At 52.3% G+C, this 16,015-nt stretch carries 10 protein-coding genes; all 10 read left to right on the top strand.

Features of this window, described 5'->3' with window-relative positions; genetic code table 11:
• The first annotated feature begins 4 nt into the window (after positions 1 to 4).
• On the top strand, positions 5 to 6,403 hold the full coding sequence (locus BMZ79_RS27180) for a glucosaminidase domain-containing protein (protein ID WP_090646541.1): 6,399 nt from the start codon (positions 5 to 7) through the stop codon (positions 6,401 to 6,403).
• Positions 6,404 to 6,416: 13 nt separating this feature from the next.
• A complete protein-coding gene (locus BMZ79_RS27175) occupies positions 6,417 to 6,812 on the top strand; it encodes a hypothetical protein (protein WP_090646539.1) in 396 nt (131 codons plus the stop codon).
• A gap of 133 nt (positions 6,813 to 6,945) precedes the next feature.
• Positions 6,946 to 7,284 (top strand): hypothetical protein, encoded by a 339-nt coding sequence (locus BMZ79_RS27170; RefSeq protein WP_090646536.1) that lies wholly within the window; start codon positions 6,946 to 6,948, stop codon positions 7,282 to 7,284.
• Positions 7,277 to 7,684, top strand: coding sequence for a hypothetical protein (locus tag BMZ79_RS27165; RefSeq protein WP_090646533.1), 408 nt, complete (start codon positions 7,277 to 7,279; stop codon positions 7,682 to 7,684). The genes BMZ79_RS27170 and BMZ79_RS27165 overlap by 8 nt, the downstream gene beginning before the upstream one ends.
• 13 nt (positions 7,685 to 7,697) lie before the next feature.
• On the top strand, positions 7,698 to 8,549 hold the full coding sequence (locus BMZ79_RS27160) for a hypothetical protein (RefSeq protein ID WP_090646531.1): 852 nt from the start codon (positions 7,698 to 7,700) through the stop codon (positions 8,547 to 8,549).
• A 44-nt stretch (positions 8,550 to 8,593) separates the two neighbouring features.
• Complete coding sequence (locus tag BMZ79_RS27155; protein WP_090646528.1) at positions 8,594 to 9,043, top strand: hypothetical protein; 450 nt, start codon at positions 8,594 to 8,596, stop codon at positions 9,041 to 9,043.
• A 15-nt stretch (positions 9,044 to 9,058) separates the two neighbouring features.
• Positions 9,059 to 9,736, top strand: a complete 678-nt coding sequence (locus BMZ79_RS27150) for a hypothetical protein (RefSeq protein ID WP_090646526.1) — start codon at positions 9,059 to 9,061, stop codon at positions 9,734 to 9,736.
• 84 nt (positions 9,737 to 9,820) lie between these two features.
• Positions 9,821 to 12,169 carry a discoidin domain-containing protein gene (locus BMZ79_RS27145; protein WP_177222367.1) on the top strand — a complete coding sequence of 783 codons (2,349 nt, stop codon included), beginning with the start codon at positions 9,821 to 9,823 and terminating at the stop codon, positions 12,167 to 12,169.
• Positions 12,170 to 12,219: 50 nt separating this feature from the next.
• Entirely contained in the window at positions 12,220 to 13,704 is a 1,485-nt protein-coding gene (locus BMZ79_RS27140) for a discoidin/SUN/FTP domain-containing protein (RefSeq protein ID WP_090646521.1), read from the top strand.
• A gap of 1 nt (position 13,705) precedes the next feature.
• Complete coding sequence (locus BMZ79_RS34505; RefSeq protein ID WP_090646518.1) at positions 13,706 to 16,006, top strand: discoidin domain-containing protein; 2,301 nt, start codon at positions 13,706 to 13,708, stop codon at positions 16,004 to 16,006.
• Positions 16,007 to 16,015: the final 9 nt, after the last annotated feature.

Below are 16,015 nucleotides of genomic sequence, written 5' to 3'. Positions count from 1 at the left end.
GCCTATGTCTACGATCGGAGTGGATGACCGTGACGCCCTTTATGGGGCGTTACGGGATCATCATTTGCGCATCGGGGATTCACAGTATTATGTGCCCCCGACCGCAATCACCGTAACCAAGCGAATGAAAAACGAAAAGGTCAATGTGCTCCGCAGCCGTAGCAGTATGGTGAAATCGGCCGGGCACTTTGACCATATTATTGAACTGAATCTGTTCTTCCCGGGCCTGCAGAGCATCAACAATGAGCTGCGTCCGCTTCTGGCACAGGTCCGCAAGTGTCCATTCCTGCCTGTCACGAACATGCTCCTGAACGACACGTATCAGGTAGAGGCTGTCACAATCTCATCGATCTCTGTGCAGACGGTTGATGGCTTCCCCGGTTGCCTCATGGCGCAGGTTCAGATGTACGCGTTCAATCCGTTCTCCTACATCTTCGACCAGTCGGAGCGCAGCTACGAGGAGATGTTCAACTGGCCGCTGTTTCGCTGGCATTATCGTCGCAGCTTGGAGCCGAATCCAAAACGAAACCTTGTCTTCTATGAGCCACTGCAGATCGACCTGCATAATGAATACATGTTTCGTATTGCCGCAGAAGAAGACCTGGAAGCGATGAAGGACTGGAAGGACAAGCGCGACAAGCTGATCAAGCTATGGATGGATGACAAAACCGACAAGGCCGGCTTCGATGAAGAAGACTGGACCTGGATCGGCGGTATCTTCCCAGTGCCAAAGCCATTAGGCAAGGATGAGGATGGCGTGCCACACGGCTTCTATGATGAAGCCAAGCAGGTCATGTTTGACAGCGAGATCGACAAGATGTACGGCGATGATATTTATAAGTTGCTGCAGACGAATGAGTTTCGAATGGACAATTGGGATATCCCCGGCCTGTACCTGCAGGAGCTGAGCGTCGGCTACCAGAATATCATCACGCCGACCCAGATTCAGATGCATGAATCGCCAACCCATCAATACTTAGGATCGCAAGATGCCGTATATGTTGCGCGTTTCAAAGCCGATGATCCAGAAGCCCTTGGAAGCTTGGAGAATCTGGTTCGCCGTTCTACGTATCTGAATCGGGAATATCATTCGGTGCTGTCGAATGGCTTTATCGAGTTCGACCATCAGCTTACCCGATTGTTTGGCTGTACGTATGTCGTCATTGAAGACATGGTGTCCAGCACGGTTGAAGGGCAGCCCGGCGTGCATGAAATCACGCTGACGCTCTCCGCTTTCAACCGGGCAGCCAAGCGCCTGGAAGAAACGCAGATGCTTTACGATTCGGCGAATAACAAGACGATCCCGTTCGAGCTCAGTAACTACGCCTGGTGGAATCCGTTTGATGATCCTGCTTCACGGGACTGGCTGCAGTTTGCCGGCCTCGCCGACTGGACGAGCGACCAAGACTTCCAGAAGCGGGCGATCTACGAATCAAAGGTCAAGGAACTCATGAAGAATGTCGAGCTCTATCCAGACCTCGAATTGCCGACGTACAAAGAGGTGGCGGATGCCGGCTTCGTAATCCCGAATCTAAACAATGGCGTCTACGTCGATCCTGACTTCTTCCTGATCTACAATGACCCGATCGATTATGGGGAAGAACTCGATCAGTACATGAACGCCAACTCGACGACGCCATCGGAGTGGCGGGACTCCATGAATGGATCGGCCTCGGTCGTGCCGGGAAGCGTCGAGCCTGGCCAAGTAGTCACGGATGACATTGCAGCGAAGCAGCAGACCACGCCGTCGCCCGTCGCGTCCACGCAAACACCGAGCTCAGTCGATACCGTAAACTTGTCCGTTCAAGACATCGAGACGCTGATTCGAAAGAAATCGCAGGACGTGGCCAACGCGCAGTCCGACAATACCGTCTCTCGCGTGGATCAAGTGCTGATGCTGGCGCTGGCCAAAACGTTTGATCCGCAGATGCGCCAGTTCTACACGGTCGGGCCCGGAGCGAATAAAGAGCTCGGCAATATCGAAGTGACCACAGCGTCTGTGCCGATCCTACAGATGCATGACCTGCGCTACTTCAAGGATGAGAACTTCATCCGGGAGGCATCATTCATCGGCGTCATGCGCGTCAGCCCGCTCATGGGGGATCCGAACAGCCTTGCACGCAACATCGAGTACAACGTTGAGCAAGGATGTAAACTGATGCAGCATTACCTGGATATTGTCGCCGGCGTCAATCTGGTCGGAGACAACATCTATACGACGTTCGGCCTGACGAGCACACAGAAGCAAAAGGCTATCTGGGTCGGCGCGATCGCCATGTATCTCGGCTACGAGCGGGAATACAATCTACTGCTGAACAGCAACAAGAAGATGCCGTACTTGATCGTCAATCTGATCAAGACAGTGCTCAGCAAGGTGGACAAGATCGGCAGGTGGACCGAAGCGCAGCTCACGGAGAAATACAGTACGCTGCCGGTGGCCGACTACAAAACGGCAAGCGCCACGAGTGACACAGCGCAGTTCCAGGAGAGCAACCTGACGGAGGAAGATTACGCCGATATGGACGTGACCTTCCGCGAGAGCTTTCATGATATGCGCAAGTACGACCGCCGCGGCCGGCTGGTGAGGGCGTTCCCGACGTTCCTGCTGTTCTTCATTGATGAGGGGCAATTCGTAGCGGCGACCAAGATGTCCGACAACTACTTCAATTACCGGGCTGTCATGGATATCATGTATACGAACAGCCGAAAGACAGCCTCCAGCACGCTGGTGCTCGAGATGTCGAACGTCTTCGGTTCGCTGGATGACGCGGCTAAAAGCTTTGACCTGACGAACACGAACGGCTGGGATATCGTGCAGCTCATGTTCAATCCCGCTTCGCTCGCGCGTGAAGCAGAGAAGGCGCGCCGCGGTCGTAATCCGAACTGGTACAATTCGATCTATTTGCGCACCGGCGCCCGCGTTCACTTCCGAATGGGGTATGGATCCAACGCCATCAACATGCCGACGATGATGAACGGCGTCATCACGCAGCTGCAAAACAACGGCGAAACAATCACAGCCGTCTGCCAGGACGACGGCATCGAGTTGACGCACAAACTGAAAGCCTCTCCGGGCGATACGACCCGCGGCTGGGTGTTCAGCAAGAAGGAACCGACTGAGATCCTCGATGAGATCCTGACGGACCACACCGGCTTCTGGGGGGACCTCAAGACGCAGTTCAGCAATGCGGATTACCAGCAGCACTCACTCGGCATCATGCACTTCGGCATGCCGGGGCCGCCAGTCAGTCACCTTGCGATCAATTTCAACGGCGCCTTTGAGGATCGGCAGCGCAATGAGATCACGCAGAACATTTACAAGACGACCGGTCTGCTGCGCTTCCAGGAGAACAGCTTCTGGAACAAGCTCGGCAATTTCTTCGGAATCGGCAAGGGCGACGAGGACGGTATCAACATTAGCCTGTACGACAAGACGGTATGGGACGTGCTGAACATTTGCGCTGCGGTGGGCGAGGACTTCATAGTCGCGGTTCATCCCTACGACTTCCGCAACACGATTTTCATGGGCAAGCCATACTTCCCGATTGCGTATGCCTACGACGTCGCCGGCGGGAAAAGCATGCAGGATACGAACCTGGCGAGCTATGATATCCAAGCCGTGTCGAAGCCATTCCGGCAGTATCACATCTATGACAGCTGGACGTCCATCGTCGAGAATCAGATCATCGCCACGACGGAGAACATGTACACGGTCGCGGTCGGCGTCTACAGCAACGAGGGCAACCTCGATACGACGCAGGCGATCTACGTAGACACGAACATTTGGCCGGAGATGCAGCGGACAGTGCAGATTGATACGCAGCTGAATGCGCAGGGTATCCGGCTGATCGAGAATATCCCGATCATCGGACACTTCCTGAACAAGCTGCCGAAATGGTACTTCGATGAATGGACGGCCATCAAGATCGCCGCAGCTGGCCTCCGGGATTACGTGAAGCAAATGTACGACGGCTATCTGACGGTCATGGGTGATCCAAGCGTGAAGCCTTACGACATCTGCTATTTCAACGATACGTTCAATAATATGAGCGGGCCAATCGAGGTTCGTGAAGTGAACCATCTGCTGAATTTTGAGACGGGTTACATCACGATGATCAAGCCGGATGCCGTCGTCGTCAACAGCGATCGTCATGTCATGACGATGCTGCAGGGACTGACGCACACAGCCGCCTACATGATTATGTCGTATACGCTGCGTGCTGTCCTCCGGAACATGGGCTATAAAGGCGCATTCCCAGTCATGAATGCGATCTGGTCCGTGGTCAAGCGGCGCTATGAAGCGATGAAAGGGAAGTTCGATGCGACCAAAGTGGGCTCCAAGCTGATGGAATGGACCACGGCGGCAGGAGAGGAACTTTCGAAACCAAGAACGATCGAAACGAAGAACTATCGTGTCGAGATTGATCCTGTAACCAAAGAAGTAAGGCGTTACGATCCTGTTACAGATGAAATGAAGAATCGCTGGACAAAAAGCGGAATACTCAAGGATATGGCGTCTAAGATCGAGAATTTCACCGAAAAAGACGCTCAGGCGCTGTTTGATAACTTGTACGAAGCTTTGTACGACAAGCGTTTCAAGGGCTACAATAAAATAGACGCTGCCAAACTCGCGAAACTCAAGACAGGTGCAAGCAAAATGATGGCGACTGGCTTTAAGGTTACGGCCAAGGCCGGCCGCTGGGGGAAGCGAGGATGGGAGATGGCCACGGGTGCGCTCGCTATTTTTGGCGGACCGGTTGGCATTGCAGCCTATCTGATTGAAACGGCCGTCGTCGAGATTGCCTGTGCCTGCATATCCGAGTTCATCGAGCGCTTCTTGTTCACGCGGAAGTCTTGCATCATTGCGGTGCTCCGCCGCGACGGCATCGAGTTCTCTGCAGGCATCAATGGCCATATGGGCTCGGTGATCGGCGACTCTCCAGACTTCTGGCAGCGGTTCTTGACTAACGATGTGGTCGGTGGTGTTCTCGCCGGATTCCTGGGCGCAGACACGTCTCAGTATGCGCCGATCGCCTCCGATGACGATCTCTCCATGCAGGCCAGCGGCAGTTCCGTTGACTTCTCGCAGTTTGCGTCCAGCTTCTTCGAGAAGCATCGCTACAAGGTGATCGCGGATACGCAGGCCGCCGAGGTGTATAACTTCGAGGTCGGCGAAGCGACCAAGCAGCTGCAGGGACAAGTCGCACGCCAAGAGGCGGATTTCAATCGGAAGCCAACCTATGAAGAAGATCGAACGCTTCTGACCTCAGATGACCTGACGTCCTCATTGGGTGGCAGCGACTCAAGCGGGGGATCTGGCTACGCTGCCGGCACCAGCTTTGACACAATGGACCTCAATCAGCCGAGCGGCATTTCAGCTGACGCAATCGATGCTGCCTTTGAAGGAACCGGTCTTGCGGGGCTCGGCAAATACTTTAAGCAACTTGAGATCTCCATTCCTTCAGCGCCATCGCCTCTCGCATTACAAGGGGACGGAGCGGGAAGTGCTCGCGTCATGAGCGGACTTTACCTCGCAGCGCATGCGGCGTGGGAAACAGGGTGGGGGACATCCAGGATCTTCAAGGACAAGAACAACCTCTTTGGCTACGGCGCGGTCGATAGCAATCCATATGATGGCGCCTATACGTTTGCGACGCCACAGGATTGCATCTACTATGCAGCCAATAAGATAAAGACGAATTACCTGACCGCAGGCGGCAAGTATTACAATGGCTCAACACTTGTTGGCATGAACATTAAGTATGCCTCCGACAAGAACTGGCACAACGGGATTGCGCAGATCATGGCCAAGATCGCCAAGCACGATCCGAATTTTTTGCCGCCGACTCCGGACGCTCCGAAGGCATCGAGTGGGACGAACGGGACTAGCGCGGAAGTGCCAACGACAACTGGGTCGGCCGGGATGAAACAATACTCGTTGACGCCTGAGCAAGCCAAGAGCGTGCTGGTCAGCACGACGAAGGTAACGAGTGTCAATTTCTATGAGCCGATCATGCAGGCACCACTGATCCGCCAAGCATCTGCAGATCTTCTGCAGCAACTAGGCGCGGTATACACGGCGAAAAGCGGCGGCAAGAAGCTCATGGTTACCTCGACGTATCGAAAACCGGACGGATCGCTGAGCTGGCACAATACCGGCTTTGCAGTCGATATCGACACGCCGGACATGAAAGTGGTAGCCGGCAAGCTGCGCTTCACGAACAGCGCCGATCGGGACATGGTGGAAATGGTAATCGACCTGGCGGTCCAGGCAGGCTTCGATGGCATCCTGCATGCGGACGATGATCTGCTGAATCAGATGCGGAAGAAGTATCCGAAGAACACCTTCACCACGCGCGCGGACCACTACAATCACGTCCATCTCCATTATCCGACAAAGTAAGGAGCGATCGCGCATGGCTTATGAGCAAAGCGAAATCAGCAAACGCATCGCCGGCCAGGGCAAGGAGGGAGCTCTTGATCTGAGCTCCCCCGGCCTGATCGGCTATGTGACTAAATACTATGGGCCAAATCACTTCAATGATCCGGCCATCAATCATACCGTGGACGTGGAAGTACGTACCGGCCAGCAGGTCACCAAGTACAACAATGTCCCTTGCTTCGTCTATAGTCAGGGAATCATTGATCACGGCCTCTCGGAGAACGATCGCGTTTGGATCCAGTTTATTAACGGGGACCAAAAGCAGCCGATCGTCACGGCATTCTACCGTGACCCGAGCCAGGCCGAGATGTTCTGGAATGACCTGAAGTACGGCGTGAGTGAGTTCTTCCATAGCCTGTTCCACTTCTGAGGAGGAAACATGATGACGCAATGCCCGGATTGTAAAACCTTTTTAATAGCATGCCCTTGCTGCCGGGAGAGCTTCTGCCCAGACTGCATGGCTACCGAAAGCCAATTGGAGGAACAAGATGATGGCGAATTGGATGGAGCAACTGAATGAGCTCATGTTCTCGGACGAGCAGAATCTGGACGACTTGTTGAAGCAATCGACACAGGCGAAGACGCATGACATCGGCCTCATCAACTCCGTATCCGGAGCGGGCATTTTGGCTAGAGACACAGGCGTCGTCGAGGGGTTTGCGTACTATCATCTCGGCTTCCGCATGGATCCGTCCAAGATGATGTTCTCTGTCTATGCACCAAACATCCAATTCGTCTGCAATAACTTCCAGGTGGTAAATGCGAGCGAAGCCGGCTTCGATCCGGTTAGTGAGGACTACAAGGCTATTTTGGATATGATCGGAGGCGACAAGCATGCCTAAGTATGATGAGAAGGACATTGCCTTTTACGGCGCGCACGACGGGGATTTCGATCTCGGACCGAGTGATGCAGTGGGTACCACGGACTTCCGACTGACCGATAATTACGAGTCGGCCAAGCAGGACATCGCGAACCGTATCCGCACACAGACCAAGGATTGGCGAAGCCATCCGAACATCGGCGGCGATCTTGAGCTGCTGGAGGGTGAGCCTAACACGCGGGAGACGGCTAACAGAGGCGTCAACCAAATCATGAGCACGCTGACGTATGATGGGCGGTTCCGAGCAGCTGATCTTCAGGTGCGTGCGGTACCCGTGAGTATTTATCAGATCGATTATTACACGTTCCTCAATGCCGGCGAAGACGAGCCGATCGTTGTGACGAACGGCAGTAACCTCTAAGGGAGGTGCAAACATGCCCCTATTGAAACGCTCAGTCAGCGATATTCTAGCCGATGCGATGACGCATCTCCAAACGTATTCACCTGTTACGAACTACAGGGCCGGCGCCATTGCGCGCTCGATCATCGAAGCCATCGGACCGGAGTTTCCAAAACTGTACGATTACGGCGAAGCAATTGCCAACATGGGATTCCTCAGCAAGGCACCTGATGAGTATCTGGATCTGATTGGTGCCTTGTTCAGTTACCCAAGGCGCAATGTAACGTCCTACGACCCGAAGACTGGAGCGACGACGACGAAGCCGCTGGATGCCAAGACGTACCGGTATGAGATCTCGCAGCGCGTCCTAACCGCGGCGAGCGCTAACTATCAAGCACTGCGCATTGCCTGCTTGGCTACAGAAGGCGTCTCCGATGTCATCGGCACGGAGTACACGCAGGGTACCGGCAGCTTCAGCTTCGTGGTCATCCCGCTTTACGGCTACAATTTCGATACCGTCCGCGCGGGCGTCGAACAGGCTGTACAGCAAGTGAAGGCTTACGGCAACCGACCGCTTATCGTGCTGCCGTCGCAAATCCCCTTGGAGCTGCGTATCCAGCTCGTATTTCATGAGTCGGCCACGACAGCCGACAAAGACAAGGCACGCCTTGATGCCAAGACCAATCTGTATCAATACTTCGGCAAGTTCACAATGGGCCAAGGCCTTATCTATAACGAACTCGTGCAGCAAGTAATGGATACCAATGCCAAGATCGTAGACTTCACAGTGATGAAATTTTACTTGAACGGTGGGCCCGCGCTGCTGACCAATCAGACTGTCTTTAGTGATGAACTCATTGTTCCAACATATATAGAAATTCTGTAAGTCAACTACAAGAAAGCGTATGCGAAGTTAAGGAGGGGTAACCGATGGCACTTACGAAGATTCTGAAGGGCGACCTTGGATTCGATCTGCAGCAGCTGGTCACGGACCTGGAGAATGCCAAAGGAGCGAAGGTAAACCTGCCGGACCGACTCGATAGCATTGAAGCAGCCGTATCAGTCAACAGCTCGAACATTGCCACAAACACGTCCGATATTTCGGCGCTGAAATCGCAGATGGTCATGATCAATGACGAGGGTAACTTTAGCGAGATTTACCAGTACGATGGAAATGGCAATGTCATCAAGCAGACGGTGGCGGGCGACTTGAACTATACGGTCGATTACGTTTATGCAGATCCCGTAGCCGGCACGCTGAATTACTCTGACAAGAAATACACGGCGAATGGACAGTCCGTGATTGTTCATAAGGTTTATACTTATGACAATGTAACGGGCAACATTACTGGTGTAGATACGACAACGACTATCGTTTAAGGCGGGTGAAGCATCATGGACGTTATATCCCTTGGTAAAGGAACACAAGCAGTCAACAAAATTACCGACTTGGATACCAACGTGATCGCCCTGCAAGCTGAAGGCCGCTTTCCAACCGTCGATGCGCGGTTGGATTGGCTGGCGGGCCAGGCGAATCAAATCAAGCAAACAACGGCAGTAGCGTTGCAGTTGGAGCAGGGCACATTCGTGAATACCGAGCTGGTGAATGGAAAGCTGCAGCTCAAGAAGCTCGGCGTGGACTCATATTTTCCTTCTGGGACATGGGAGTCCAACGTAACGGATCTTGGAAAGGGATGGATCGAAACCGGAGCGGTGAGTATGAGTGGCTCAGTCGTGTCATGGGAAGTTGCAACATCTGCAAACGGGCAGACCTTCTCCGAATACGCAGCACTCAAACTGGATAGCCCGCCTGAAGCAAGATGGGTAAAGTTCAAGGCAACGCTTACGAATCCAGCAGGGCCAACAGATCCCGTCAGCTTGGATTTCAATCAGGGCGATGCGCAGAACACCTTCGTGCTCGACGAGTATGCAGAGGCAAACGGAACGCTTCATCTAAAAACGAGCTATGCGCCTGATGTCGATAACGAAGGGGCGCTTGAAGCAAGCAATTTATTCTCCGTCACCTTGAACAAGGTAACGTTCAAGTCCATTGAGAAAGTGAGCGTGATGTAATATGGCAGCTCCTGCAAACTTCGGCAGCTGCAGACATTGGGCTTTGTGCTGTCTTTGAATACAAGGAATAAGAGGTGAATGAGCATGGCTACAGTAGGACAGCAACTATTGGCTCCTGAGTCAGGGTGGACACGATTTGAGCAAACAGATGTACATTTCGTATTTGCTGGCGATAGCTGGGCTGACAATCCTGGTGCGAATTATTCAGGCGGATCTGCCAAGTATACATTTGGTGCAAACCTGCATTCTGTTTCGTTTGCATTTAACGGCTCCGGGCTGCGGATCATTTCGTATCGAGATTCGGATCGGCAGGCGAATATCTCGGTTGTCATCGATGGTGTAAGTTATAGCTATTCTGCGAGGGGTGCAGCAGGAAGCCAGATTCTGCTGTTCGAGAAGGATGGGCTGACGGACGGCAATCACACCGTCACGATCTCGGCAAGTAACTCCGGTCTTTTTTCTATCTTTGAATTTGATGCAATCGATCTTAAAGGAAGCTTCGCTTTAATTGGAGGAGCACTCACTGGTCCAGAAAGCGGCTGGAAGCGGATTGAAGATTCCGACCCGAGCATTAGATATATGGGAGCGGGATGGTCGGCAGACGATCCGAATAGCGCCTATTCTGGGGGAGGCCGTCACTGGGCGCCGAACACAACCGCCAACTCCAGTTATCGGTTCTTATTAATGGGAACCCAGTTCCGAATTATTGCTTCGATCTATCCGGGATATTCAGGCAAAGTGGCTGTTACCATAGATGGAGGAGCGGTGGAATACTTCACTCTCAATGGCGGTGACATCAACCAAACGCTTGTCTATCAGAAAACAGGACTTTCTGACAGCCTCCATCACGTTGACGTAACAAAGATTGATCAAGGTGCGTACAGCACAGATTTCAATTTGGATGCGATTGACGTAAATGAAAGTGCCCGCTTGGTTGACCCAATCAGCTATCTGATTCAAGATGGATCGGATATTAAGAAGTGCGTTCTTACTGAAGCGACGCCGCCTAGTATCGAGTCCGTGACTGCTACAAGCACATATCAAGGGTCAGCATCCAATTTGATCGATGGAAACACAGGCACAGTATGGTGGTCGAATGGCAGTGGACACCAATCTCTGGTATTCAGATTGTCATCGGCATTCGCCATTGCAAGCCTGGATCTTACCACTGGAGGAAAGGCCCAAGACGTGCCGGCAAGCTTTACGCTATACGGAAGCAATGATGGGGCGAATTACACGCTTATCACTAACATCCCTAGTTGTGGATTCACGGGGGCGTTATATGAAAAACGGTCATTCAGCTTCTCTAACGATACAGCCTACAGGTATTACAAGGTGGATTTATTCAATAATTTTAACTGGATGCAGCTATCAGAGGTTCGCATTTTGCCTGGAACAACATTGGTCGCAACATGGGTGAAGGTTGGCGACGCGCCTGTCACGCAATCCATGTTTGATACCGATGGCATGGTTGATTTGGAGCTCATAAACGATAAAACCATCCAATCCCTTGTATCCGATCAGCCCAAAGTTCTTGCCTCGACCAATGCGTCTACCGTTTCTTCCTCCATGACAGCTGTTCCGTTTGGTCGCGTCATTCTACCAACGGACGACATCACTCTTCCGCCGCAAGGCTTCAAAAGTCTGCAACTTGCTGCCGGATTATCGGGAGCAGGGGAGCTAAAGATCCTGGCAAGCATTGATGGCGGCACAACTTGGATGACGTGGGATGGGTCCACCTGGACAGCATCTGCAGCAGACGCTGCTTCAGCAAAAGCAAATGGTATGACGCCGGCCGTATTTAATGCGGTACCCGTTAGCCAATGGCAACAGCTGATCGGAGAGACTGGAAAAATTCGGTTCGCTTATTATCTTGAACAATCGAACAGTGGGGATGTTGCTTATGCGGATCAAATTACAATTCAACCAAGCGATGTCGCTAATGAAACACCGGTAATTGAATCGGTAGGCATTACATTCGATGAAGTGACATTGGCTGGAAGACTGAAAGATCTGGAGCAGATCAACGCAATCAATATGGCAAAGCTCAATTTTAAGAGCAATGCGCTGCTCGCATCAGCAAAATACAGCTTATACGAGATGGTCGTTGATACATTCGACACCAGCGATGGCGTTGACAGTTCGGCCACAACGGCGACCTATGATACAATTAACAAAAGGTATAATGGCGCCGGCGATGTGGTCATGGCTGCAGGACCTCTGCAGGATGGCCGCAAATCACTTCTTGTTGTGCTGGACGGCAGCACAGATGTTGTTTTGCACTTCTCCCTGGATGATGGTGCAACGTGGCAGACGATCGCGGCAAGCACCGTGACTGACATTCGCACAGTGACAGGAAATGACCTCATGGTGAAAGCGACTCTTCCTGCAGTCGCATCGAGTCTGACCGGCATTGCATGCTCGTGGGCGTAGGGGAAAACCTACTCCCGCTTTTCCTTACTTCATGAAAGAGGTGAGACGTGATGGACATTATTTCGCTTTCTAAAGCGATGAAGGCAAAAAATAAAATGAAGGGCGTTTCAGATCGTCTTGGCTCTGGCGTTCAAGATGTCTTTGCTGATATGGATGATCGGCTTGTTGAACTGGAATCCCACAAGATTCCTAATGCAATCGAATTAGTATCTGACCTTGAAGCGGTTACCGCGGCAAACATGAATAAACATAGTCTGCGCATGAACACTATTGTGAACCAAAATCGTTTCAGTTTAACCGATCTGATCTTGGATGACTTTGGCGATTCTACCGGTATCGACGCAGCAAAATCCAACGGTTACCAGTATGATGCCGCTGGCAAAAAGGTCGTGATTGGAGCCGGCCAGGCGCAAGCGACGGTTGTCACTACGGCAGAGTCTCTCTCCGCGGACCCAATTGCAGTCGTCGTATCGTTGGCCACGAATGAGCAGAAGACGGACAGCCAAGATGCTGATCTGGTTGGCGGCGTAAAGACAAATGTGGATGTTATGAATGGACAAATTCAGTTACATGTGACAGGATCGCAAGTATTCGGATATACAAGCGACGTAGTGCCTGCGCTCACGGGTAACTTGAACGATCCGCAGATCAAAATTTCGGCATCAGGCGAATATAACACGACCACTCATGCGGCATGGAGAGCATTCAGTGATAATGTACCATTAGGGTCGGACTATTGCTGGGAAACAACCACTGTTGCCAGATGGTTAATGGTTGACTTTGGCGCAGGAAATGAAAAGGCTATTGCGCAGTATACGCTGCAAACGAGGAATCTTAACAGCTCGCTTTCTTACAATACGATGCCTAAATCATGGACGTTTGAGGGAAGTGCGGATAATGCTAACTGGACCGTGCTTGATACAAGAGTGAACGAGTCATGGACAACTTACGGTCAGAAGCGTATGTATCCAATATCAAACACGTCCAAGTACCGCTACTACAGGATTAATATAACCGTGCCTTCTTCAGGCAGCGTCATGATCGGCCAAATGGAGTTAATGGAGAGCGGTGTTCAGTATTTTTATGCTCCATCTGGGTCTTATGAAACGCCCGTCATTGACTTGGGAAGTAACTATAAGTCATTTGTCAATGTTGGGAAATCGGTGGTAGTTCCAGCGGGAACAGCGATGACGATTTCAACGGCTACCTCATCTGACGGAGGCGTATTTTCTGACTTCATGCCGATTAACTCAGATGGCACAATTGCTTCGCCAGCTGGCCGTTACATCAAAATGAAAGTGGATATGGTTGCCGGATCTGTAATACAAAACAGCATCTTGAATGATTTTACTGCCGGAGAGTCAGTACAATTTCAAGACGATAATCGCGTCGTTCTCGATGGGTCCGCATATCTTCGGACGTTGTATAAGGATGCAATGACAGCAGATGCTGATTATGTGGAAGGTGGAACGGTGCTAAGAAAGGTCATCGACAAGAGCGCATTTAAAGTGATTGAAAGGATCGGGGTGGAGTAGAATGGCAACTTATACGGGCAAGGCAACCTTGTATGAATATATCATGATGAGTATCCCGGATGGAGATCACATCTTCCAGACAACCGCAAATAGTGAAATAGTTGATCTCCAAGTTGAGTTCGTCAACATCTATGGTGACACGGTGTATGCGGCAACGCCGGTCCTCGGCAACACGACTGCTGATCAACGCATGCTGATCCTTAAATATCACGGCAGCTTGACCATTAACAGCGGCGTAACCATTACGCCACAAGTACGGAAGCGGGGGATGATGATCTTCGTCAATGGCATACTGGCCAACAACGGTACGATTTCCATGACGGCCCGTGGTGCCGCAGCGGCAGGTCAGAATGTCTATATGTATAAGGACTTGAATGGAAACCTATGCTTTGTGCCGGCGGCTGGAGCGGCGGGACTTGCTCAAGCTAGTCAGGGCAGCGAGACGTCAGGCCATACATCGGCATTGTCGGGTATCGCAGGTGCGGGCCGGCAGCTCGGCGGCGGTGCTCCAGGTGCTGGCCGCGGCGGCGCCAGTGGATCCGGTGCTGCTGCAACATCCTATTCAGGCGGATCGGGCGGCGGTGGCGGCAACAATGGGGCGGGCGGCAACGCCGCGGCTAATGGAGGAGCAGGCGGTTATGGCTATTCAACCTCGTCATTCTCCAACAGCTCTGGCGGTGGAGCCGGTAATCCAGGAGGTGCAGGAGCGGCCGGCAACCGGGGGGATGGCCAGCCTGGAGCGGACGGAACCGGCGGCCTACTGATTGTGCACGCCAAAGACATCATCAACAATGGCACGTTAGCTTCCAATGGATCTGCAGGTGGCAACGCGTATCGTGCTGGTGGTGGAGGTAGCGGAGGTGGCCATATTGAAGTGACGACAGAAGTCACACCGACTAAAATCGGCACCACTTCTGTCGTCGGCGGCGCGCGCGGGATTGGTACCCGTGGGGCAGAATCCGGAGATGGTGGCATCGGGGGAGCGGGAACATTCATGTCAGCCATGGCCACCGTATACATGAACAAGTTCTTATTCCAGGACGGCAATGACATAAAAATGTATTTCAGGGCATCTGACGGATTAACCGATGCCGTGCCTAAGATGACGTCCAATACTGCGCCAAGTCCGATATCACTTTCGGCATCGTCGGTTTATATTCCGAATAACGATTGCTGGAAGGCGTTTAATAATACGAACGTTGACACCGATGACTGCTGGCATTCCAACAATACCGACACGGGAAAGCAGTGGCTTCAAGTTGATTTTGGAGCAGGCAACCAAAAGCGAATCGGCAAGTACGCGATCACGACTCGAAACAACGGGTCGTTCCCGCAGTCGCCAAAGAACTGGGTGTTTCAAGGTAGCAACGATGCACTGGTCTGGGATAATCTTCATAGCATCACCGGTGCAGACCAGACGGCCAATCGCCGAACCTTGTATGACTTTTCTGCCACGCCAGCAGCATATCGCTATTATCGAATCTATATTACGGCCACGTATTCTTCGACTGGTCATGTAGCCATTGGCGAACTGGAGCTGATAGAGCCGGCATCTCAAGGTTGGTCCACCATCGGAGCCGCTCCTGTAACCAAAGCGATGTTTGATGCTAACGGGATGGACAGCCTTTTTCTTGTCGATGACGCGGCCATTCGGAAGCTTGCAGCGCCGGAGCTGCTGGTTTGGACTGATGAAGATGACGCGTCGCGATTTATGGTCATAACGGCCGTGCCGCCGGGCAGGCTGCTCATGCCAAAAGATGATCTAATTGTGAAGAACATCGTCTCGCTCAGCCTCTCAGCGACGGTCACCGGCGCGGGCGCGATTGGCGTGCTTGCGAGTGGAGACGGCGGAGTAACCTGGATGTCTCATGCATCGGGCGCGTGGCAGTCCATCGATATATCGGATCTAGTCAGTGTGAAAGCGAACAGAATGACGCCGGATCAGATCAATGCACTCACTGCATCCGAATGGGCCAGCATTGTAAATGGCGGCAAGCTCCGGCTTGCTTATTACTTGGAGCAATCGTCGAGCACGGACACCGCTAAGATTGATCAACTGCAAGTCAACAACAAAATCTACACCCTGTCACCGTCTGTGAGTGATTTGTCCGTGGTTTTCAATGTGTTGATGCCGTTAATGCCTGAGCTTTACGTATCCCGCGATGACGGCGTGACATGGAAGCAAGTGCAGCCGGATCAATTAGCCTACTTGAGCAACTTGCCAGCCGGTAAATCGCTTCGGGTCAAAGCGATTCTGAGCACTGGACAAGAGCTTCAAGGTGTCTCGTATTCTTGGGTGTAAGGAGTGAAA

Origin of the sequence: Paenibacillus sp. UNC496MF (assembly GCF_900113915.1) — a bacterium.
GTDB classification, from domain to species: Bacteria; Bacillota; Bacilli; order Paenibacillales; family Paenibacillaceae; genus Paenibacillus_Z; species Paenibacillus_Z artemisiicola.
Note: the sequence above shows the minus strand (reverse complement) of the source record. Positions and strands in the feature narration are given on the sequence as shown.